The sequence below is a fragment of the Fructilactobacillus sp. X8R2C1 genome (assembly GCF_059900955.1).
In genome coordinates this window covers 213,424-236,851 of sequence record NZ_JBWXVI010000001.1, presented here as the reverse complement: position 1 = coordinate 236,851, position 23,428 = coordinate 213,424, and the positions used below count along the sequence as shown (strand labels likewise).

Annotated in this window: 23 protein-coding genes and 1 pseudogene; 19 read left to right on the top strand and 5 right to left on the bottom strand. The window is 39.5% G+C overall.

What is annotated here, in order from left to right; translation table 11 throughout:
- Positions 1-18: 18 nt before the first annotated feature.
- Complete coding sequence (locus tag AC6UD6_RS01280; RefSeq protein WP_500695373.1) at positions 19-780, bottom strand: pyrroline-5-carboxylate reductase family protein; 762 nt, start codon at positions 778-780, stop codon at positions 19-21.
- A gap of 183 nt (positions 781-963) precedes the next feature.
- On the opposite strand from AC6UD6_RS01280, the gene AC6UD6_RS01275 reads away from it, so the two are divergent.
- Positions 964-1,464 (top strand): hypothetical protein, encoded by a 501-nt coding sequence (locus tag AC6UD6_RS01275; protein WP_500693386.1) that lies wholly within the window; start codon positions 964-966, stop codon positions 1,462-1,464.
- Positions 1,465-1,515: 51 nt separating this feature from the next.
- Here the strand turns inward: AC6UD6_RS01275 and AC6UD6_RS01270 are convergent, their stop codons facing one another.
- Positions 1,516-3,255, bottom strand: a complete 1,740-nt coding sequence (locus tag AC6UD6_RS01270; protein ID WP_500695372.1) for a phospho-sugar mutase — start codon at positions 3,253-3,255, stop codon at positions 1,516-1,518.
- Between the two features lie 152 nt (positions 3,256-3,407).
- Between AC6UD6_RS01270 and AC6UD6_RS01265 the strand changes: the two genes are divergently transcribed.
- From AC6UD6_RS01265 to AC6UD6_RS01225, 9 genes and pseudogenes are all read left to right on the top strand, one after another.
- Positions 3,408-3,680, top strand: a complete 273-nt coding sequence (locus AC6UD6_RS01265) for a GNAT family N-acetyltransferase (protein WP_500693388.1) — start codon at positions 3,408-3,410, stop codon at positions 3,678-3,680.
- A gap of 12 nt (positions 3,681-3,692) precedes the next feature.
- On the top strand, positions 3,693-4,685 hold the full coding sequence (gene galE, locus AC6UD6_RS01260) for a UDP-glucose 4-epimerase GalE (protein WP_500693389.1): 993 nt from the start codon (positions 3,693-3,695) through the stop codon (positions 4,683-4,685).
- Between the two features lie 14 nt (positions 4,686-4,699).
- Positions 4,700-5,611: a DMT family transporter gene (locus tag AC6UD6_RS01255; protein WP_500695371.1), complete on the top strand. Its 912-nt coding sequence runs from the start codon at positions 4,700-4,702 to the stop codon at positions 5,609-5,611.
- 132 nt (positions 5,612-5,743) lie between these two features.
- Entirely contained in the window at positions 5,744-8,473 is a 2,730-nt protein-coding gene (locus tag AC6UD6_RS01250) for an MMPL family transporter (RefSeq protein ID WP_500695370.1), read from the top strand.
- Positions 8,474-8,633: 160 nt separating this feature from the next.
- A complete protein-coding gene (locus AC6UD6_RS01245) occupies positions 8,634-9,572 on the top strand; it encodes a DMT family transporter (protein WP_500693392.1) in 939 nt (312 codons plus the stop codon).
- An 8-nt stretch (positions 9,573-9,580) separates the two neighbouring features.
- Positions 9,581-9,897: pseudogene (locus AC6UD6_RS01240) on the top strand (DUF7671 family protein).
- A gap of 16 nt (positions 9,898-9,913) precedes the next feature.
- Positions 9,914-10,846, top strand: a complete 933-nt coding sequence (locus AC6UD6_RS01235) for a DMT family transporter (protein WP_500693394.1) — start codon at positions 9,914-9,916, stop codon at positions 10,844-10,846.
- Positions 10,847-10,934: 88 nt separating this feature from the next.
- On the top strand, positions 10,935-11,198 hold the full coding sequence (locus tag AC6UD6_RS01230) for a hypothetical protein (protein WP_500693395.1): 264 nt from the start codon (positions 10,935-10,937) through the stop codon (positions 11,196-11,198).
- Positions 11,199-11,274: 76 nt separating this feature from the next.
- Positions 11,275-11,592, top strand: a complete 318-nt coding sequence (locus tag AC6UD6_RS01225; protein ID WP_500695369.1) for a winged helix-turn-helix domain-containing protein — start codon at positions 11,275-11,277, stop codon at positions 11,590-11,592.
- 52 nt (positions 11,593-11,644) lie between these two features.
- Here AC6UD6_RS01225 and AC6UD6_RS01220 read toward each other — a convergent pair whose 3' ends face one another.
- On the bottom strand, positions 11,645-11,962 hold the full coding sequence (locus AC6UD6_RS01220; RefSeq protein WP_500695368.1) for a winged helix-turn-helix transcriptional regulator: 318 nt from the start codon (positions 11,960-11,962) through the stop codon (positions 11,645-11,647).
- 108 nt (positions 11,963-12,070) lie between these two features.
- Between AC6UD6_RS01220 and AC6UD6_RS01215 the strand changes: the two genes are divergently transcribed.
- Genes AC6UD6_RS01215 through AC6UD6_RS01200 form a run of 4 tightly spaced genes read left to right on the top strand, consistent with a single transcriptional unit; the run spans position 12,071 to position 16,717 of the window.
- Positions 12,071-12,922 (top strand): AvrD family protein, encoded by an 852-nt coding sequence (locus tag AC6UD6_RS01215; RefSeq protein ID WP_500695367.1) that lies wholly within the window; start codon positions 12,071-12,073, stop codon positions 12,920-12,922.
- A 1-nt stretch (position 12,923) separates the two neighbouring features.
- Positions 12,924-13,700, top strand: coding sequence for an AAA family ATPase (locus AC6UD6_RS01210; protein WP_500695366.1), 777 nt, complete (start codon positions 12,924-12,926; stop codon positions 13,698-13,700).
- Between the two features lie 24 nt (positions 13,701-13,724).
- Positions 13,725-14,426: an ABC transporter ATP-binding protein gene (locus AC6UD6_RS01205; protein WP_500695365.1), complete on the top strand. Its 702-nt coding sequence runs from the start codon at positions 13,725-13,727 to the stop codon at positions 14,424-14,426.
- Positions 14,423-16,717 (top strand): ABC transporter permease, encoded by a 2,295-nt coding sequence (locus AC6UD6_RS01200; RefSeq protein WP_500695364.1) that lies wholly within the window; start codon positions 14,423-14,425, stop codon positions 16,715-16,717. Before AC6UD6_RS01205 ends, AC6UD6_RS01200 begins: the two co-directional genes overlap by 4 nt.
- 107 nt (positions 16,718-16,824) lie before the next feature.
- Here AC6UD6_RS01200 and AC6UD6_RS01195 read toward each other — a convergent pair whose 3' ends face one another.
- Complete coding sequence (locus AC6UD6_RS01195) at positions 16,825-17,043, bottom strand: P8 family protein (protein ID WP_500695363.1); 219 nt, start codon at positions 17,041-17,043, stop codon at positions 16,825-16,827.
- A gap of 59 nt (positions 17,044-17,102) precedes the next feature.
- Positions 17,103-18,362: an MFS transporter gene (locus tag AC6UD6_RS01190; RefSeq protein ID WP_500695362.1), complete on the bottom strand. Its 1,260-nt coding sequence runs from the start codon at positions 18,360-18,362 to the stop codon at positions 17,103-17,105.
- Between the two features lie 252 nt (positions 18,363-18,614).
- Here AC6UD6_RS01190 and pyrF point away from each other — a divergent pair, with 252 nt between their 5' ends.
- The 5 genes from pyrF (at position 18,615) to AC6UD6_RS01165 (ending at position 23,402) form a co-directional block, all read left to right on the top strand.
- Positions 18,615-19,343, top strand: coding sequence for an orotidine-5'-phosphate decarboxylase (gene pyrF / locus AC6UD6_RS01185; RefSeq protein WP_500695361.1), 729 nt, complete (start codon positions 18,615-18,617; stop codon positions 19,341-19,343).
- Between the two features lie 2 nt (positions 19,344-19,345).
- Positions 19,346-19,972: an orotate phosphoribosyltransferase gene (gene pyrE, locus AC6UD6_RS01180; protein WP_500695360.1), complete on the top strand. Its 627-nt coding sequence runs from the start codon at positions 19,346-19,348 to the stop codon at positions 19,970-19,972.
- Between the two features lie 146 nt (positions 19,973-20,118).
- Positions 20,119-21,147, top strand: coding sequence for an alcohol dehydrogenase AdhP (gene adhP, locus AC6UD6_RS01175; protein WP_500693404.1), 1,029 nt, complete (start codon positions 20,119-20,121; stop codon positions 21,145-21,147).
- Between the two features lie 130 nt (positions 21,148-21,277).
- Positions 21,278-22,471, top strand: coding sequence for an AbrB/MazE/SpoVT family DNA-binding domain-containing protein (locus AC6UD6_RS01170; protein ID WP_500695359.1), 1,194 nt, complete (start codon positions 21,278-21,280; stop codon positions 22,469-22,471).
- A gap of 46 nt (positions 22,472-22,517) precedes the next feature.
- Positions 22,518-23,402, top strand: coding sequence for an aldo/keto reductase (locus tag AC6UD6_RS01165; RefSeq protein WP_500693406.1), 885 nt, complete (start codon positions 22,518-22,520; stop codon positions 23,400-23,402).
- The last annotated feature ends 26 nt before the right edge of the window (positions 23,403-23,428 follow it).

The following is a 23,428-nucleotide window of genomic DNA, read 5'->3' as shown; positions in this document are numbered from 1 at the left end:
TTCCTCCATTACCGTATTTTATTTGTTGGCGTCGTTAACCGCCTTGTTGACGGCATTTCTAAAGCCGGTGGCGTCTAAAGCAACCACCCCACGAATGGTAGAACCACCAGGTGAGGTAACTTGGTCTTTCAAAGTTGCCGGTGAAATGCCAGTATCGAGTGCTAATTTGCCACTGCCTTGAACCATACTTGCAGCGACCTTAAAGGCGGTCTCACGGTCAAGGCCATTTTGAACGGCGGCGTCAGCTAAGGCGTCCATGAAGACGTCGACAAAAGCTGGGCCACATCCAGCAACCGTTCCCACGATGCCAAGGTTTTGGTTACTGGTCTTAATGAGCGTTCCTAGGTTAGTTACAACGTCTAAAGCCGACTTAACGTCTGCTTCATTAGCATTCTTAGATTTACCAACGGCGATGCAACCGGCGTTCACGGCAACCGGGATGTTAGGTACGATACAAACCACTGAGTTGTTTTGGTGCACGTCATTAATGGCTTGTTCACTAACCCCCTGGGCCGCTGAAACGATCACAGTTTGGTCTGGCAATTTGGTGTTCTTCAGCACTGCCACTGTGATTGGTGCGGGAGTTGTTACAAATAGGACGTTTAAGTCACTTGGAAAATCATCGGTGACAATTGTGAAGCCAAGGTCTTTTGAGAAGTTTTTGAGCTCGTTGGTTACGTGATGTCCCTTTACTAAAATGTCACTCGCGTTATATTTGTTGACAAGTCCTTTAATGATGGCGCTGCCCATATGGCCGGCGCCTAATACTCCAATTTTCATGTGATTCACTCCTTAATTTATCATTATGATAATAATGATACATCATTGTTAATTGGTTATGTAAGCAGGAATTAACAAACCAATGATTTTACCGAGAGAAAGTTACTATTGGTAAGCGCTTACAGCTAATGATATAATGAAAGTAATAATTCACAAACCAAACATCAGAAAGGGGTTGGCAATTTGAGCTTAAAAAGTTGGTTTAGTAATTTGACGGATAAGGAGACCCCGAGCCTTTCGGATTCGAAACTGGCCGATAACGTTCAATTCATTGATAACGAAGGAAAATACCTTGAAACGGTTGTTAATAGTTTTAAAGATAACTCCGGGTTAGTTCATTATCGTGGTGATGGTTACACCGTTGAGAATTCATTTGCGTTTGCGATTGGTGACCTAGTCAATGACGATAACTTGCTTGAAAAATGCGCTTATTCGATTAAATTGTTAAAGAGAATGGACGCACCCAAAAAATCAAAGTTGGCCTCCTTAATTGCGCAGTTGATTAAGATGATTACGTATGTTTCTGATTATGTTACGGGAATGCGGCGTGATATGCGCCAGGGAACAACTGGTCATGCTGCGATCCAGATGTTCTGGCGTAGTGAGAAGGCCATTAAGGAATTTAAGGTTGAAAAAGTGTACACGGTCGCACTTGTTAATGCTGATGAACCAGTAACTAAATGAAAGTATCAAAAAACTGGACTCAAACGAGTCCAGTTTTTTGTTTGCTTAAAATTATTTATTTAATAGTTCATCGTCAACGGCTTGAGTGTAGCTCTCGAGTTTTTGATCAGCTGCCTTTGCTGTATCAGCTTTAACACCGATGTAAAACTTGATCTTGGGTTCAGTTCCAGAAGGACGAATTGCAAGCCAAGTCCCATCATCAAGCCAATACTTTAAAACGTTCGATTGTGGTAACTCAATCTTTTGGGTTGAACCGTCAGCCATCGTGGTGGTGGAAGTCTGGAAGTCTTCAAGCTTAATTACCTTGGCGCCGTTGAATGTTGTCATGGGATGGTCTCTAAAGTCTGTCATGATTGCGGCCATCTTGGATTTACCCTCTAGACCATCGAATTCCTTGGAGATGGTCTTTTCTCTAAAGTAACCGTACTTCTTGTAGATATCCTGAAGGCCGTCGTACAGGGTCATCCCTTTTTCCCGGTAGTAGGCAGCAACTTCAGCAAGCAGTAGGGTCGACTGAATGGCGTCCTTATCTCTTACAAACGGTTTGATAAGATAACCGTAGCTTTCTTCAAATCCAAAGAGGAAGGTGTGATCGTGATTTTGTTCAAAGTTTTTGATTTGTTCCGCAATAAACTTGAAGCCGGTTAGGACGTTCTTCATCTCGATCCCGTAATTCTTGGCAATATCGGTAGCAAGTTCAGTTGAAACGATTGATTTGACCACTACTCCATCCTTTGGAAGGGTACCAGCGTCTTTTTTGGCTTGAAGAATATAATTTAAAAGAACACTGGCAATTTGGTTTCCAGTCATCAGTTTGTACTCACCATCGGGTTGTCTAACGGCAGCTCCCAAACGGTCAGCGTCAGGGTCGGTCGCAATCAGAACGTCCGCATCTTCTTTTTTACCCAATTTGATGGCAAGATCGAAGGTTTGCGGGAATTCTGGATTAGGAAATGGTGTAGTAGGAAATTCAGGGTCGGCGATGGTTTGTTCAACAACCGCGTCGTAGTTCTTGAACCCAGCGTCTGAGAGTGCCCGTCTAGCAACAATTTTACCAGTTCCATGAAGGGGGGTGTAGACAAACTTCAGGTCTTTTCCTACCTTATTAATCAGGTCATGGTTCACGTTGACCGTTTGAACTGCTTCTAGATAAGGAACGTCGACGTTTTCACCAACGATACTCATGAGCCCATCCTTTCTAAGGTCCTTTTCCTCTGAAACTGGAATTTTAAAGAGGTCGTTGACCTTGCGGATGTAAGTAGTTATTAGATCGGATTCTTTGGGTGGCATTTGGCCACCATCTTCACCGTAAATTTTGTAACCATTGTATTGTTTTGGATTGTGACTAGCGGTAATCATGATTCCGGCGTAAGTGTGTAAGTGACGCACAGCAAATGAAAGTTCCGGAGTTGGGCGAATGTCATCAAAAACAAACGTCTTGATGCCGTGAGCACCAAGTACCCGAGCCGCTTCGTGAGCAAAGAGTTGCGAGTTGTATCGGGGATCAAAACTAATAACAACCCCACGCTTTTTTACCTCAGGATCAAGGGTGTCCATCAATTGGGCGAGACCCTCAGTGGCTTGTCTAACGGTATAAACGTTCATCCGGTTCGTTCCAGCACCGAGCGTTCCACGCATTCCGGCCGTTCCAAATGAAAGTGATGACCCAAAAGCGTCTTCAATTTGTTCCGAATCGTTTCTCATTTTGGCCAAATCGATTTTTAATTCTGCCGGCATATCTTCTTGAGAAACCCAGTTATCATATTCTTGTTTAGTATCTGTTGCACTCATAATTTTCCTCCTGGAAATAATTTTTCCACGTCGAATAGTTTGAATTGTAACTTCTAATATGGATTATAATTAAAGTCCGACACTCCGTCAATGTAAGCGCCTTTATATTGATGTCAAGACTGTGATATACTTACGCTAAGGTGGTGAGACAAATGAAATTTGATTATGAACCAGGCCGTTTCTATGCTAACGATGTCCATGGTGATTTAATTGCTGAAGTTACTTTTACTGAAGATAATGGAATAGTCTCCATTAACGAAACATTTGTGAACCCCAGTTATCGTGGCCAGGGTTTAGCTGGAAAGTTAATTATGGTAATGATTGATTACGCCAAAGAAAACCATGATTTAATCAAACCAGTTTGTTCCTTTGCCGTTAAATTTTTCGAAAAAAATACTCAATATGATGATTTATTAGATAAATAGGAGGTAATTAAGATGGCTGTATTAGTTGCTGGAGGAGCTGGATACATTGGCTCACACATGGTCGATCAATTAATTAATAAAGGTTACGATGTTGTAGTGGTTGATAATTTGTCAACGGGACACCGCAAGGCCGTTAATCCTAAAGCAAAGTTTTATGAGGGGGATACTCGTGATTCTGACTTTTTGGATGACGTTTTCGCTAAGGAAAATATCGATGCTGTAATCCACATGGATGCTTTCTCACTGGTTCCCGAATCAATGAAGGATCCTTTGAAGTATTTTGATAACAACGTGATTGGGATGATTAAGCTGTTGGAGTCAATGAAGAAAGCTGGGATTAAGTACTTGGTCTTTTCTTCCACCGCTGCGACCTACGGTAATCCAGAGCGAATTCCAATCTATGAAAAGGATCGAAAAGACCCCATCAACCCTTATGGTGAAAGCAAGTTAATCATGGAGCACATTATGAAGTGGGTTGATGAAGCTTACGGCATTAAGTTTGTTGCTCTTAGATACTTTAACGCTGCTGGAGCCAAGGAAGACGGTTCCATTGGGGAGGATCATCATCCAGAAACCCATTTAATTCCCATCGTCTTAAAGGTTGCCGCAGGTCAGCAGGATACCATGAAGATTTTTGGGGATGATTATGACACGCCAGACGGGACCAACGTTCGTGATTACGTGCACGTCCTTGATTTAGCGGACGCTCATATTTTAGCCATGAAGTATCTGGAAAAGGGTAATCCAAGTAACATCTTTAACCTCGGTTCATCAACTGGTTTTTCCAATAAACAGATCGTTGATGCCGCTCGAAAGGTTACTGGTAAGAAGATTCCGGTTGAAATTGACGCAAGACGTGGTGGCGATCCTGATACCTTGATTGCTAACTCTGACAAGGCGAGAGAAGTTCTTGGTTGGAAACCACAGTTTGATAACGTTGAAGAAATCATTAAAACCGCTTGGACCTGGAAGACTAAGCATCCAAATGGTTACGAAGATAAGTAAATGGGGCACAAATATTGAAGAAAAGTAAAACTTACATTGGTGTCATCCTAGCAATTGCTGGAGCCATCATGTGGGGAATTCAAGGACCTGTTTCGCAGTTCTTGTTTCAAGATAAGAATTTTTCAACGGAATGGTTAATGGGAGTTAAGATGTCGGTTGCCGGCATCTTAATTCTTTTATTTACAAAGTTTGTTCAAAGAAATAGGATTTTAAAGATTTGGCACACCGGATATAGCTGGGTCATCCTGCTCTGTTATGCGATTTTTGGTTTATCGGCCGTTCAGTACCTATACTTACTGACAACGAGAGCCAGTAATGCGGCAACTTCAACTATCATGCAGAGCCTTGGAACGGTCATCATTATGATTTTGACGGTGATTGTGTACAAAAAAGCACCAACGATTCAGCAGGGTGTCGCTGTAGTGGTAGCCCTACTTGGAACGTGGTTACTGGTAACAAAGGGAGATTTGACCCATCTCGCAATGAGTCCTAAAGCGTTTACGCTTGGCCTCTGCCTGGCCTTTGCTGGCGCGCTTCAGACCATGCTGCCGGTCAAACTCCAGGAAAAGTTCAGCACGTTTGTCATCATTGGATGGGCAATGATCGTTGGCGGAGTGATCTTCACCTGCGTTCATCCCTTTTGGGTGAATGTTCCCAAGCTTTCTCTTGGTGGCATTTTGGGAGTGGCCTTCATTGTGCTTTTTGGCACAATGTTGTCATTTCTATGCTTCACATCGAGTTTAAGGTACGTGTCCGCTACGACTGCCGGTCTACTCGATACTTTTGAACCTTTGTCGGCAACGATTGGAACCGTGGTTTTCTTACATACCAGTTTCAATATCTATGAAATCATTGGTGGCATTTTGGTCTTGAGTACCGTTTTTATCCTGGCAATCAGACCCAGAAAAGCATCACTTCAGCACTGACTAATCGGTTGGTGCTTTTTTGATTGAACTGCTTTTGGCGGATTGCTTGTTTGTGATCAATTTTGTATAATTGGAAGCGTTATGAATGAATTAATGTTTTAAGTAAAATATTAAGCATTGAGGAGGAGTTTGATGAATAGGTTCGTCAAAAAATACATATTTTTTGCGATATTTTGGGTTCTTGCTGTTTTAGCTGCCATTTTCTTTTTGCCCAGCATTTCACAGGTAACTGCACAACATGGACAGACTAAGATTCCAGCTAACATGCAGAGTCAGGTTGCTGAAAATATTCAAAAGCATTGGGGCCATCATATTAGCGATACCAGACAAGTTGTACTGGTATATAACAACGGCAATAAACGCATTAATGCTAGTAAACAGGCTAACATTGATCGAACCGTTTCGAAGCTAAAAAATGATGCCGATTACTATGGAATTAAGGGTGTTACCTCAGCAAACGAGAATGCCGCCGCCAAGAAACAACTGATTTCAAAGGACGGTACGACCGAATTAGTTCAACTGAATGTTTCGAAAAAGGACTCGGTTGAAACGATGAACAACAAACTCAAAAAGGGTGCGAAAACGGCGAACTTGAAGTCGTACGTGACGGGATCCGATGTCTTAGATGACGACATGCGGCAGTCAATGATCGACGGCATCAAGCAAACCGAAATCATTGCGGCAGTCTTTATTTTGATTGTGTTGATCATTGTCTTTAAATCTCCAATCGTTCCGTTGATTTCACTTTTGACCGTGGGAGTTTCTTTCATTGTCTCTTTGAGTGTCGTCATGAATTTGGCGAAGTATATGGGCTTTCCACTCTCAAACTTTACCCAGGTCTTTATGGTGGTAGTGCTGTTTGGAATTGGGACTGACTACAATATCCTGCTGTATGACCGGTTTAAGGATAATCTGGGACAAGGAATGGACAAAGTTGAGGCGACGGTCGATGCCAGAAGACGAGCAGGTAAGACCATTCTTTACAGTGGTGGTTCGGTCCTAATTGGTTTCTTTGCCCTTGGACTGGCCAAGTTCTCAATTTACCAGTCTGGAGTGGCAGTTGCCATCGGAGTGGTGGTACTATTACTGGTACTTCTCTCATTAAATCCGTTCTTTATGGCACTCCTTGGTAAGACCATGTACTGGCCCGCTAAAAATCTGTCACCAAAGAAACGGGGTAGTCGAATCTGGTACTTCTTGTCCAGTCATTCAGTTGCACATCCGGTGATGGCGATTGCCTTAGTTCTAGTTTTGACTTTGCCGTTGATTTTCTTTGCGGGAAAGAGCAGCTTGAACTACGATAATTCGGTTGAATTAAGTAATTCATTGCCTTCAAAACAAGGATTAAATACGGTATCCAAGCATTTCTCAAAGGGAACTGCTGAACCGTCAACGATTTATATTCAATCCAAACACAAGGTCAATAACGAGAAGTCAATGATGGAAATTGATCGGATTACTCGTCAATTGGAGAAAAATAAGGAAATTAAGACGGTTGCTTCGGTCACCCAACCAAGTGGTGAACCAATTAACCAACTCTACTTAAACGATCAGCTGGGGACTTTGAACAGCAAGATGCAACAGGCTAATGCTGGTCTAACCCAACTTCAGAGTGGGGCTAACAGTGGTTCATTTAATGCTGATCAACTAAAGGCAATTGGGGCTTCGGCACAATCAATTGGAGATCATTTAAAGACCATTCAAGGCGCTAGTGGAGCAAGTACCGCTCCTGGTCAAACTTCCGGTCAGCAAGTCATCGCCCAGATGCAACAACAAGCCACCGCTATGGGGTCACCAATGAGTCCTCAACAGTTACAAATTGTTGCTAGTGGCCTTCAAAGTGTTAGTTCCAAGGTACAAATGCAACAGGCCGCTTCTATGTCAGGTCTTCAAAATGAATTGGCCGGGATTGCCTCAGATACTCAAAACATTGGTGCAAATGCTCAGGCGATGGGGCAACAGTTGCAAGGGGTCCAAGCCCAATTGTCGCAAGCAAATGATGGCCTAAGTAAGATTAATAAGGGAATGCAACAGTCAAATGAATACTTGACCGGTTTACAGAACTCAGCTGCGGCTGCGAACACGTTCTACATTCCTAATCAGGTACTTCAAAGTGATACTTTCAAGCAAGCCTTAAACAACTACGTTTCTTCTAATGACAAGATTACAAGCATCACTTTTGTCTTAAAAGATAACCCATCAAACGCTAAGTCGATGAACTTGGTTAAGGACGTTCAAAATCAAGTTAAACAGTCACTGAAGGGAACTAGTTTAAATGATGCAACCGTTGCAATTGGGGGAGAGACAGCAACCATGTCTGACACCCATGATATTGCCTCACAAGACTTCTTCAGAACGGCTGTCATCATGTTAGTCGGAATCCTGATTGCACTGATGTTTGTAACTCGTTCAATTTTACAACCACTTTACATTGAAGGAACATTAATTTTGACGTACTTCACTTCATTGACGTTGACACGGATCTTCTCGGATATTTTCCTCGGACAGAGCATGTTGACTTGGAACACGCCGTTCTTTACCTTTATCATGTTGATCGCGTTGGGGGTTGATTACAGTATCTTCTTGATGATGAGGTACCGAGAAACCAAAGACGGAACGCCTGCGAAACGAATCGTTAATTCGGCCAACTATATTGGAGTAGTGGTATTATCTGCTGCTGTGATTTTAGGTGGTACGTTTGCCGCACTGATTCCATCAGGAATTTTGACACTGATTCAGGTTGCCATCGGGGTTATCATTGGTTTAATTATCTTAGTAATCATCTTGCCAATCCTGTTACCAGCTGCCATTCGGTTAACATATCAACCAATGAGTTTTAAACGAGATAAAAACGAAGATTAGTTTTTAATTTAAAAGCGAAACCAGATAAAATTGGTTTCGCTTTTTTATGTTAGATAAAATGACATGGACTATTGACCGCCCTGTTCTTTACGCCTAAAATTAAACTATTAAATTGATATGTAAAAAAATAAATCGGTTTATGCCGAGTTAGGGTGAAAATATGAGTGAAGAAAAGACTAGCATTGGAAAAAGTAAAGTATTAAAAGGCATTGCTTGGGCAACCCTTGCATCCACTTTTTGGGGTATTTCTGGGGTTGTTTTGCAGTTTGTCTCACAAAATGCCGCTATTCCAGCTTCATGGTTCTTGTCCGTCAGAACTATTTTTTCCGGGATTCTACTTTTAGCAATTGGTTCGATTATGTATGGGAAAAAAATCTTCCATGTTTTTAAGGACTGGAAATCGATTATTTGTATTGTGGCATATGGAATCATTGGCTTAGGTGCCAACCTGATGTCGTTTTACCTTAGTGTTCAGGACGGAAACGCAGCATCAGCAACCATCTTGCAGTATTTATCACCACTGTTCATCCTTTTAGGGGGCTTTTTGTTCTTTCATAAACGTCCCTATAAGATTGATTTAATCGTGTTCCTGTTGGCACTTGTCGGGGTGTTTTTGGCAATTACCAAGGGTGACATTAATCAGTTAGCCATTCCGCTGCCAGCGTTACTTTGGGGAATTGTTTCAGGAATTACGGCCGCATGTTACGTTGTCATCCCTCGGCCATTAATGGAAGAAAATTCACCAATCGTCGTCCTTGGATGGGGAACCTTGATTGCCGGATTGGTCTTTAACATTCATCAACCAGTTTGGGTTGGTGTACCTCACTTAACGATGGGTGCGATCATTGGAATTGGTGCCATTGTTATCATTGGAACCGTAATCCCATTTGCATGTTTGCTTCACAGTTTACATTTTGCTTCCTCTGAAGATGTTAGTTTAGTTGATGCCGTTCAGCCAGTAGTGACCTTCATCTTGAGTGTCATTTTCTTACACACCAAGATTAGTTTAATGGAAATTGTCGGATCCGCCTTGGTAATTCTTGCCATCTACATCTTGCAGGATTCCAAGCGTCGCAATATTAAGCAACAGAAGCTTTAGCCAAGATCATGGCAGATAAATATAAAGTAATTCGTTTTACCGGGGTTCCAGTTAAACTGGATGACTCTGGTAATTACGTAATTAAGAGGGATGAGCAGGGTAATTTTAAACTTCACACCTGGCGGATCGGGAAACATACTAAGGGACATTTTCAGCGCATTGGTCAAGTTTTTTGACGGAAAATAAATTAAGGGTTGCCATTGTGGCGGATTTTAGTGTATCTTTTAAAAAACGACATTTGTACACACCGATGGAACGTTTTTTAAATGATTACGTTGATTTGAAGTTGATTGATGAGGCAAAGTCACATTTAGATCAAGAGTAGACTGTGAGGAGAGAATATGAAAAGTAAAACGGGTAAGATGAGCAACACCGTTAAAGGAATTAGTTTAGCGGCGTTTGCTTCAACTTCATGGGGTGTTGCTGGCGTTATTACGCAGTACGTTTCACAAAACGTTGGGATTCCAGCTGCGTGGTTCTTGTCAGCACGAACTACCGGGGCTGCCATTGTATTATTACTAGTCAGTGCCATTATTTACGGAAAAGGCATTTTTAGTGTTTTCCGTTCATGGAAATCAATCATGTGGCTAGTTTTATACGGTTTGTTCGGTTTGGCTGCCAACATGGGAAGTTTCTACGTTAGTATCCAGACTGGAAACGCCGCTGCCACCACGATTTTGCAGTACCTGTCACCGCTATTCATCCTACTGGGTGGTTTTCTGTTCATGCACAAAAAGCCCATGAAGATGGACATCGTGGTCTTCATTTTGGCGCTAGCTGGAGTTTTCCTTTCAATTACTAAGGGGGACCTTTCGCAATTATCCATTCCCTTTGACTCTTTTTTCTGGGGGATCATTTCTGGAATCACTGCTGCTTTGTACGTGGTGCTTCCAAGGCCACTGGCTCACGACAACTCACCAATCGTGGTTCTTGGCTGGGGAACTCTGATTGCCAGTTTAGCCTTTAACATTAATCATCCCGTTTGGACCAACGTGCCCCACTTAGGAATGGGTGGAGTCCTTGGTGTTTGTGGGATCATCCTCTTTGGAACCCTCCTGACATTCTCATCACTGATCTACGCTTCCCGCTTTACTTCTTCAGAAGTTATCAGTTTACTAGACGCCATTCAACCGGTAGCAACCTTTATCTTGAGTGTGATCTTTTTACACACCCACATCAGTTGGATTGAAGTCCTTGGTGCCGTTCTGGTTATTTTGGCCGTTTACATCCTTCAGTACGTCCAGCGACACAAGAATCAAGAAGAACTCTTATAACTTTCTTAAACCCTTGAGCATATTGGTTTGAACCCCTGATGTTTCAAGATATAATGATGTCATACTTAAATAAAGGGGAGAGATTGTTATGTCAGACGAAAGTAAAGAAACAAAAGCATTAGATAAGATTTCAGAAATTATGAACGAACTACAAAAAACTTTGGACAAGGAAGGCACTGAATCACAAGAGGGCCACAAAGTTCATCGTTGGTTAGAAGAACACCGTGCCATTCATGAAATTAAACGCACCCTTCATGAAGTTGGTAAGTTCGACAAGTTCGATTCTGCTGCTTATGATAAATTTATGAAAGATTATAAAAAGGTTGTCGACGATTTGGACGACAACGATTAATAAGCTCTAAAAGGAGGCTACTTGGTAGCTTCCTTTTTTTGTGACAATTTTAATAAATAAAATCGGAGATGAGAATTTGGCAGATAAAAGTAATAGGTTTAGTTTTGATGGGTTCAATTTAAATCCGGCAGTGGGAGAACTAAGTAGTAATACACAGTCTATTAAGCTAACTCCAACGGAGACTTCACTAATGGTCCTTTTCATTGAGCATAAGAATAAGTTAGTATCCAAAAAGGAATTGATGACGTTTCTGTGGGCGAACGGAAGTTTTATTGACGAGGATGCCATTGAAGATGACATTAGTTTACTTCGACGCAAGTTAGATCAAGTTGGACTAAAGGGAAAAATTAAGACGATACCAATGCGGGGATATAAGCTGGTTACTGATCGTTAACAATTTAATATAAAAAATAGAAGCAAAATGACTTTTGGAAGTCATTTTGCTTCTATTTTTTATATCGTTCTGACCATTTCTTCATTGACTTTAAAATAGGTGCTAAATCCATTCCACGTTTAGTTAAATTATATTCTACAGTGGGAGGGTTTGTATTAAAGACTTTGCGCGTAACGATTTGCTTGTCTTCTAACATTTTTAATCTTGTTGATAATGTTCTGGTACTAATTCCAGGTAATGCCCGTGTGATACCTCCATAATGATTATTTTTATTGTAAATTTCCCAGAGAATGTATGAGGTCCATTTTCCACTAATGATGTCCACAACTGGTTGAATAGGACAGTCATCGATGATGTTATTGTTTTCCATAAGTGCCTCCAGTTTACTTTTGTGCTGATACTTTAAAAAATTACCCTACTTTTATTTTTAAACTTATAAATATATTATACAAATAATAATAAAAGGAGGATTGTACAGATGAACTTTGACTCTATTGATGATTTACTTGGGAATTACCAAAATAGATATTTTGGTAGTGGGTATAAAAAAATATCCCATAATGTTAAATTGATTCAAAATACAGATAGATTATGGACGTCATATGTTGAGGTTTCTAAATATGATAATTGGTCAGTTAAGGGTAATGTATCACAATCACAACATGTTAGTAGTATTGATTCCATAGTCATTACTATAAAAATATTTAATATGATTTTAACTAAGTTGGGGATTAATTGTGATGACTTTATACTAACAGATTTTTACGTTAAAACTGGGAAAAATCCAATTAGCATTTCTAATAATATAAAAGTTGAATTTGAATTGGACAAATTAACTAGACTATTTAAGTTAACTGGAAGTATCGGAAATATGAAAGTTAAGTGTTTATTTGAAAAATGTATGGAATCTATTCCCAATACATTTAATAAATATAAAGAAATAAGGAATAATATTTTTGATATCAATATTAAATCTAGTAAATCTTTATTGTGTGATTTTGAAGGTATGTCTGATAATAAATTGTCCGTATATCTTGTGTCTTGGTTAGTTGTATTCGCACAACTTGGTGAAGCTCTTGCGTTCAATATGGCGGATGTTTCCAGAGATGATTCTAATAATTTTTGGGTTAGAAAATTAGAACTTAAACTTAATAATAAAAACAAATTGTTAAAGACAAATCAAAAAGATAAATTATTTTTAGATGTAGTTAATGATAAGACCATTACTACTAAAGATACGACTTGGCTTTCTATGGATATGAGAGGTCATGATCAAATGGACTTAGTCTATGTGAGTGCAAAAACCGCTCTGCAGAAAGATGGTGTTTAATTTGAATAATCAAAAGAAGCATATTGTTATTTCTGGTACTTATTCTACTGGAAAAACAACAACTACGACAGCACTATCAATAGCAACTGGTATTCCGATGATTAATGCGTTGTCTGCTAGGGAAATTTTAACTTCGTTATACCCAGGATTAAGATTCCAAGATATGAATATGACAGAACTATTAGCATTGGGACTGTATAGATTCAAAGAAAGAATTAAAGCTGAAGAAAAACTAATTGATAAAAAAACTGATTTTATTTCTGATGGGTCGGTATTAAACGAATGGATATATGGAACTGTTAGAACCAAAATAGGGATTAATCCTGGTGCGCCTTGGTACCAACAATTAATTAAATATTTTTTAGGAATTAATGCTAATAAATTTATGAAAAAATACTTAAATGGATATGGAAGAGTTGTTAATAAATATGCTAAAAGTACTTACACTGAAATCATTCATTTGCCAATAGAATTTGAGATGGATCCAGATGGCCACAGACCGGTTTCTGAAAAATATCGTCAACTATCCGATGAGGAAATATTTAAAGCTTATAAGAAATTAAATATTCCTATGCATATTATTGGCGGTTCACCATATGAACGAGTAGATAAAATTATTGAAATACTTCACTTACCTCAGATTGTATCAACGAGTGATGCATTAATAGATGCAAATGAAAAAATAAAAGAAAGTCGAGAAATGGTATCTAAAAAAATTATTGAGCAATATCATAAACCAACTATCAGCGAAAAAATTAAGATACTATCACATTTCTAATAATTAATCATGGAGGTACCACTTATGCTTAGCTTAAAACATGTCAGTAAAAGTTATCAAAATGGATCTGAAACAACTCATGCTTTAGACGACGTTAGTTTTGATATTGATTCGAATAAAGTAACGGTGATTTTGGGACCAAGTGGGTCCGGTAAAAGTACAACTTTAAATATCTTAGGTGGGATGGATAAACCAACGTCAGGTAAAGTTTTATATAATGATGATCTTATTAACACAGAGTCAGATAAGCAATTGACAGTTTATCGAAGAGACGTTGTCGGATTTGTGTTTCAATTTTATAATTTAATTTCTAATCTTACGGCATTTGAAAATGTGGCAATTTCGGCACAATTAAAAAACAAGAAGTACAAGAAAGTGTCGGAAGAATATTTGAAAAAGGTTGGTCTTTTAAAACAAAGAAATAATTTTCCTGATCAGTTATCTGGAGGGGAAATGCAACGTGTTTCGATTGCGAGAGCCTTGGCTAAAGATCCCAGAGTACTTCTTTGTGATGAACCTACTGGTGCACTTGATACTGAAACCTCAAAACGAGTTTTTAAAATTCTAAAGGGTAGTAAAAATGAAAATACGGCCGTGGTGATCGTCACCCATAATCCATTAGTTGCTCCAATTGCTGATCGAGTTATCAATATTAAAGATGGCAAAATAGATAAGATCGTTGACAATCCAACTCCGCTTGAAGTTGAGGAGGTTGATTGGGGATGAAGTTTTTATTTAAGAAATTAACCCGCACGGTTGTGAAAAATTGGACTCAATTCTTTTCCGTTTTTTTGATGGCGTTTCTAAGTGTTCTTTTTTATACCGGTTTAGAAGGTACATGGAATGGTATGAAACAAAATATTAATCAGTATACGAGTGAAACCCATTTGGCTACATCGACATTACAATCGACAGGGTTGAGCAATAAAGAACTAAATACAATTAAGTCGATTCCACGTGTTTCAAAGACATCGGCTAAAACAGAAATTAGTACCACGGCACAATTAAAGGGGGATAAACGTTATTTAGAGATTGATACTCCTGGAACCCAAGAAATTTCTCGTACATTTCAAACTAATGGCAAGAATATAAATAAAAATACTAAGGGCATTTATTTGAATGAGAAGTTTGCTAAAAAGAATGGGTTAAAGAAAGGAAAACAAGTCACTATTAATTTCAATAACCAACCCATTAAATTAACAGTGGTCGGTATGATAAATTCTCCGAACAAGATGTATTATACCGGGACCAATGATTTCATATCTCCTCAAGAACAAAACTATGGGTATGGAATCATTAGTGAAAAGACATTGCTCAATAAATTTAAATTGCCAGCCCTTAATAATATTGTCGATATTAAAGACAGTGATAATTCTAAAACTGAAAGTAAAATTAGAGATATCATTGGTAGTAAATTTATCACTTTGCAAACTCAAAAATCCGATGTTGGCATCTCAACAGCTGTTGATCGAGTAAAACAAATACGTAATCTTTCAATTTTGTTTTCAATTATCTTTATTCTATTAGCTGTATTGGCCATGTATACCACTATTAGAAAAATAATTGATCAGCAACAAAAGGACATGGCAACTTTACAGTCATTAGGATATTCCAATATAGCATTGTCCATGTATTACTCAATGTATGGTCTTTTTGTTGGAGGAATTGGTGCAATTGCTGGTTTGATAGTAGCTCCAGCACTTTCAACATTTGTAATGAATTCACAGAAATCTATGTTTTCGCTTCCGTTATGGCAAATTGCCTATACTCCCACACCGATCTACGTTGCTGTGGGAGTAATAATTATATGTATTTTTTCAGCACTACTAGCGGCGCAAGTGAATCATGGATTAACACCAGCCCAGGCATTTAGGAAGGGTAGTACTGCTAAAAATGGTAAACGAGTCTTTCTCGAAAGATTTCCTCGAGTTTGGAATAAAATTCCTATTGGTAATCGTTGGTCAATTAGAGATAATCTTGGTAATAAAATTCAAATGCTGATGGGATTAATCGGAGTTATTGGTGGACTAGCTTTGGTGATGACTGGATTTGGTACGAAAAATTCAATGGACAATCAGGTTAACCAAACGTATGGACATGAGTATAACTACGCTAAAAAGATTAATTTAAACCAAAAGACTAGTGAGACAGAGATTAATCGAATTGTTAATAAAACTGATGGGCAGAAGATTGAAACGTTTTACGCTAGTTTAAGTCCAAATGGGAAATTTGATCGTCCACTTACTGTCTTAGGTTCTGGATCTCAAATCAATCTTAAAACCGATGATGGTCAAAGAATTAAGGATGGTGGTATATATTTAGCTGAGGGAATTGCTAGAACTGCTAACGTTAAGAAAAATGATACCGTTTTTATAAAACCGTCGTTAAGTACGAATAAATTGAAGCTGAAAGTAAAGGGCATCGTTAAATCAAATGCACCACAAGGAATGTATGTAACTAAACAGACGTGGACCAATAATGGGTTGAAATTTCAACCAACGTCAATTTTGACAAATCATCAAGACGTTTCAAATTCAATTAAGAAGAGTCCAGATGTTAGTCAGATTGTTAGTTTGAAAGAACAAAAAAGTAATGCTAAAAGTATGGTAAATAATTTGAGTAGTATTTTCTTGATGATTCAAATCTTTGGGATCCTTTTGACCATCGTAATTCTTTATAATTTGGGATCTCTAAGTTTTACAGAAAGGTCAAGAAGTTATGCTACTCTTGAGATATTAGGATTCTCTCGTAAACAGATCCGAAATTTAACGATTATTGAGAGTTTAACAATTACGGTAGTTGGTTGGCTTTTGGGAATTCCGTTTGGATATTGGTTCCTATCCAAGTACGTAACTACTTTTAATACCAGTCAGATAATTTATTATCCGTTTATTTCTATTACTAGTATCGTTCTAGCTTCGTTGATTGTTGTCCTAGCTGCTTTGTCTACAATTATAATGATTAGAAGCAGATTAAAAAAACTAGATATGATATCTTCAACTAAGGGCGTAGAATAAGACGAATCGTTAACAATTAATTCTAAATAAAAGAGATGACACTTCAGTCATCTCTTTTTATATAAAAAAGAACCCATCAATTAATGATGAGTTCTAAGAATCAAAAACTATTTCTTAAGTAACTTTTCAGCATCAGCTTTAACGTCGTCATCGCTCATGTTTAAGTACTTTTCCATATCAGATTCAGTCTTCATGGTATCATGACTGTTATCTTCCATGTAGTGATCCCATAATGCATCACGTACTGGAATTGAGTCATCGCTCCAATCAAATACTTCTGACATCTTTTCGTCTAATACACGTGGTGTTTCAAAATCATCAGCCATGTTATATATCCCCTTTTTCATTTATTCATGTCTATTTTAGTTCTTTTGGCTTAAAAATGTTAGTTATTTGCACTTAATTTAGTGTTTTTACTTAATTTTTTAATGCCAGGGATGCTGATCATGGTGACAAAGCTGATTAAATATAAAATAGAGAGGAAAATCATCACTACGTACAGGTTGTACTGATCCATTAAAATCCCGATAATGACCGATGACATCCCACCAACTGCTCGACCAACACCCACGATGATGTTGTTAGCGCTACTTCTGACCTCAGTGGGATAGAGCTGACTAACTACGGCACCATAGCCGCCGTACATCCCATTTGAGAAGAAACCAACGACCGCACCAATCACTAGTAAAGCAATTGTTGTGTGGGATAGGACCAATAAGTAAACCATGATTGATGAGGCAATTAGGAAGATCCCAAATGAGAGCCGTGGTCCGATGTGATCAAGAATCGTGCCAAACACCATCATGCCAACGCTCATCCCAATAATGGTGGAAATCATCCACAGTGAGGATCCCGCGACGTTTAAGCCACTTTGCTTTTGAACGATGGTTGGAAGCCAGTTCATTAAACCGAAGTATCCAGCAATCTGAACGGTTGTCATAATCATCAAACCGACACTTTGATAAGCGGTCTTAAAGTCTGAAAACATGTATTTTTTAATGGCTTCGCCAGTAGAAATGGTCTGTTCCTGCTTTGATTCAAGAAACTCGTCTGACTCGTGTAAATGGCGTCTAACGAAGAAGATTAGGACAATCGGAATGAGCCCGAACAAGTACAACGTATGCCAGCCAAGGTGTGGAATAACAAAGGCAGCCAGGATTGCGGCAAGTAAGGCACCGACTTGCCCGCCGACAGATGCAATTGATGACATTTTTCCTAACTTATTCTTTGGAAATGCTTCAGCTAGTAAAGTAATCCCGAGTCCGTATTCACCACCAGCTCCAATCCCGGTCAACAGTCTTAGAAAGTAGATTAAGTAGATGTTGTTGGCAAACCCCATTAGAGCGGTCGCAAACGCAAAGATGAAGATGGTGTAGGTAAACGTTTTGACTCGACCAAAACGGTCACCAAGAAATCCAAAGATCACGCCACCCAGCAGCATCCCCCAGTTGGTGATGGTTCCAATTAACCCGGCCGCTCCGGCTGAGATGTGTAAGGATGCGATGATGGAACTCATTGTAAAAGACAGAAAAAGCACGTCCATGTTTTCAAGACCAAAGCCAGAACTAGACGACAATAAGACTAGTTTCTGGTTCTTGCTCATTGATGCATGGCTGTGCTCAGTATTATTGCTTATTTTATCCATAATTTCCTCCAAATTAAGACTCACTGGTCTTGTTTATTTGACGCTGTTAGTGATTATTACATAGTAAAATTGTTTTGACAAGATGAACTTTTACCTTGACGGCTCCATCGATATTCCCTATATTTAGAGTAATAATTAATTAAGTTGGTTCAGAGAAACCAGGATTATGTTTATTAACTGATATAAATTTAATTGTAAAGGACCATTCTCTGACACCCGTCTGTGATTGGTCCTTTTTTGTGAGGTAAGAAAATGAAAAAGACAATGATGATTGCGCTGGATTTTCCGACGCAGATGGACGTAAATACGTTTTTAGATCAGTTTGCGTACCCAGGTCAACTGACGGTCAAGGTTGGGATGGAACTTTTCTATCGATACGGTCCTGAGACGGTCAAAGAAATCAAAAATAAGGGGTGTTCAATCTTTTTAGACCTGAAGTTAATGGACATTCCTAACACTGTGTACGCGGGTATGTTTCAGCTTGCTCAACTTGGAGTTGATTATGTGACCGTGCACACACTTGGCGGAAGTGAAATGATGAAGGCTGCTAAGCGTGGCTTAGTGGATGGGAGTAATAAATCTCATAATCAGGTTCCCGAGTTATTAGGGGTGACCGAATTAACTTCTATTTCGCAAAAGGGACTCGCTAATGAACAAAATTGTTCTTTGAGCATGAATGAGCAGGTGGTTTCTCTAGCTAAGTTAGCTAAAGGTTCTGGTTGTGAGGGGATCATTACCTCCGCTAAGGAACTACCCGATTTAGTGAAACAAGTTGGTGATGATTTTGATTACGTTGTGCCGGGAATCAGAAGTAAAGACGACGCCAGTGAAGATCAAAAACGGGTGGCAACACCAGAACAAGCAAGACGTGATGGTGCGTCTGCCATTGTCGTAGGACGTCCCATTACGCAGAGTGAACATCCTTATCGGGCTTATCAAAAATACAATGATGAATGGAATTTAAAAAAGGGGACAGATTAGTTATGCATAGTACAACTGAAATTTTAAAGGACCTAGTTAACGACCAAATCGTTCAACTGAATCCAAGACGCCCCTTTACGTTTGCCAGTGGGATTAAGTCGCCAATTTATACCGACCTACGTTTAACGATTTCATATCCAAAACTAAGAAAAAAGATTTATCAGGCCCTTGGTCAATTAATTCAGACTAATTTTCCGAACGTCACGGTCATTGGCGGAGTGGCAACGGCTGGAATCCCGCACGCGGCTTGGGTAGCTGAAGCAATGAAGTTACCGATGATCTACGTTAGATCCAAACCAAAAGATCATGGGACTAGTAAACAGATTGAAGGAAAAGTAGGCCCAGATGATCACATTGTGCTGATTGATGATCTAATCTCAACTGGCGGAAGCGTGATTCAGGCGGCTCAGGCAGTTCAAAATGACGGCCATCAAGTTGATGGGGTAGTTTCCATCTTCTCCTATGGTTTTAGTGATGCCGACGATAATTTTAACAAGGCCGATTTAAGATTTGTTCCGCTGTTAACTTATCCTGAACTAATTAAGCAAATGCTTAACAACGGTCAAATCGAAAATGATCAGTACGAGCGACTTAATAAATGGCATCAAGACCCCTGGGCATGGAAATAAATCACTTTTTTAATTCTTCGTTTTTTAAGGATATATTACAATCTGTTATCGCTTACAATTCCCTGTTGACACGTGAAAATTTTAACTATATGATAGGAATTGTTGATAGATAGACGACTATAAATCATGGGAATAGGAGAATTAATATGGTAAAAGCAGCAGTTGTTAGAGATAATTCAGATGGATACGTTGATGTTAAAGATGTCAAACTTCGTCCAATTCACGAGGGTGAAGCTTTAGTTAAAGTTGAGTATTGTGGACTCTGTCATACTGACCTCCACGTTGCCTCGGGTGACTTCGGTGAAGTTCCGGGCCGAATCATTGGTCACGAAGGAGTTGGACGTGTAACTCAAGTTGCTGACGACGTTACCGACTTAAAAGTTGGTGACCGAGTTTCAATCGCTTGGTTCTACTCAGCTGACGGTACTTGTGAGTACTGTGTTACTGGTAATGAGACCTTATGTCGTAACGTTAAAAACTCTGGTTTCACCGTTAACGGTGCCATGGCAGAAGAATGTATCGTTGATGCTAAGTACGCCGTTAAGGTTCCTGAAGGATTGGACCCCGTTGAAGCAACTTCACTAACTTGTGCCGGTGTTACCACTTACAAGGCTTTAAAGATTGGTGACACGAGACCCGGCAAATGGGTTGAAATCGTTGGTGCCGGTGGATTAGGTAACCTGGGTGTTCAACTTGCCAAAAACGTCTTTGGTGCTCCAGTTGTAGTTGTGGATGGAGATCCTAAGAAGTTGGAAGCTGCTAAAGAAAATGGTGCCGATGTTTTGATTAACAGACATGACGGTAACGTTGCACAACAAGTTCAAGATAAAGTTGGTGGGGTTTACGATTCAATCGTTACTGCCGTTAACAAGGATGCTTTCACTCAATCAGTTAACGCTTTACGTCCTGACGGAACCTTAGTTGCGGTTGCTCTACCAAAGGGTGATATGGCACTTAACATCGACAAGACCGTTCTTGACGGTATTAAAGTTGCTGGTTCACTAGTTGGAACTAGACAAGATCTTAGAGAAACCTTCCAGTTCGGTGCTGAAGGTAAGGTTAAACCAATCGTTAGAACTGACAAGTTAGAAAATATCAACAACGTAATTGATGACATGAAGGCTGGTAAGATTGTTGGCCGTGTTGTTTTCGATTTCACTGGTGATGACAAATAAATTAAAATTATCAACTAACTTAAGAAGTAGAATTCATAGAATTCTGCTTCTTTTTTTAATAATTAGTCCTGGGTCCGTTATAATAGAAGAATAAAACTATTTTCAAATTCATAACGAACGAGGAATCATAATGACGGAACCAAAGTATAAAATTGCAATCCCAAATCAGGTCGTTGAACGTCTCCATATTAAGCCGGGAGCCAAATTGAACTTGACACTGCGAAGACAGGGCATGACGGTAGAGAAAGTTAATGATGGCACGCCGAATTCGTGGAACGTTTCGATCTGGTGGTCGCTGGTTCCGGCGGTGATGACCGCGTTAATCGCACTGATCTTTTTTAAGTATCGGCACTTTCAGATCGTCCCCATCAGTGGTAAATATTCGATTGCCAGTGGCACCATTGTATTGGGACTGTTTTTTGGTGCTTTACTGTTTACGATTTTTCTCATTAAAAGTCGCAAGAATCCACAAAATACCATTTATCGCAATATTTACTGGCGAAACTTTCCAACGATTGTTCTATCCTTTACTGCCAGTTTATTGGTTGGGCTGCTTGGGGTATTTTGGATTCTGGGAATTGCTTTTAAAGGCGCCACTTTCGATGTGTATACGGCGACCATCATCATTGCCATTTTAGAGGGAATCGTGAACTACGTCATGATTAGTGTGGCAGTGGCTCTAACGCCAACTTTATTAGTCGATCTTTTGAACCTAATCATTGTTTCTGGTGTTCTGATCTCCATGTCGTCAAACAGTCATCGCTACTGGTGGCGCCATAATCTGAGCTTTTTGGGGACGAGTCGAGCAACCGACAGTTGGCAGTTTAACTTGACCATTATCTTTTCCGCTTTATTGATGTGGGCTGTGATTGATTTCTTGTTTGTTTCGTTAAAATCAGTTCAAAGACCAACCATTCAAACTTGGATTTTACGAACCCTTTTGACGTTAATGGCGTTTAACGTGGCTGCAATCGGGATTATTCCCAATGACATTCAGATTCCGTGGATGCATTTTTGGCACACTCAGTTTGGCTGGTCGTTAGTTTGGATTATTATTATTCTGATTGCTGGAATTCGTTGGCTTTGGCCTGGAATTTCTAAAAACTTCCTGAAAACGTCGTATTTGATTGGACTACTACTAGTGCTGGCCAGTATCCTCTTTCAAGTTGTGCACTACTTCTCACTAACAGCCTTTGAGATTACTTCGTTCACGTTGGCCTTTTCTTGGATTATGATGTTATTTCAGTACATCTTAGACGTCGTGAACAAGGGAACGCTTGATTTTACCGTGACGCTCGCTAAAAATAACAAACAAAATTCATGAAATAAATAACGTGATATCCTACAATTAGTTCATGGAGGTGTTAAGTATGAGTAGAGATTTAGAATCAAAAGTACGTTTAAATAATGGCGTTGAAATGCCCCAATTAGGAATGGGTGTTTGGAAGAGTGATAATAAAACCGCCGCTCAATCCGTTGAATGGGCACTAAATGATGGTTATCGAGCAATCGATACCGCCAAACAATATGGAAATGAAGCCGGTGTTGGTGAGGGTCTGAAAAAAGGTCTGGCTGACAACGGATTAAAACGTGAAGATGTTTTTCTAACGACTAAAGTATTTAATGGTGACCAAGGATATGATTCAACTCTTGAAGCTTTTGAAGGACAATTAAAGCGTCTTCAAACTTCATACGTTGATTTGTTACTGATTCACTGGCCAGTTAATGGTAAGTACAAGGAAACCTGGCGTGCTCTTGAAAAGATTTACCATGAAGGTAAAGCACGGGCCATTGGAGTTTCAAACTTCAACATTCGTCGTCTAAGAGACTTGATGAAGCACGCTTCCGTAAAGCCAGCTGTTAACCAAATGGAATTTCATCCATTAGAACAAGAAGCTGACATTAAAGAATACTGTGACTTAAATGACATTAAACTTGAAGCATGGTCACCACTTGGTGGTGGAGCCGCTTTAAACAATCCACTTGTTAAGAAGGTTGCTGAAAAGTACGGTAAATCAACCGCACAAATCATCATTCGTTGGGACATGCAACGAGGCATTATCTCAATTCCAAAGTCAGCTCACGAAAAATACATTAAAGCCAATGCTGACATCTTTGACTTTGAACTTGACGACGATGACATTCGCCTAATTAATAGCCTTAACGTTGACAAGCGTTCAATTTGGTACGGTGACTTCCGTTGGAATGGGAATCCTGATGCTCCAGTTGACACTGTTGACCAATGGGATGACTAATTTAGTCAAAAGAGAAGCGTGTGCTT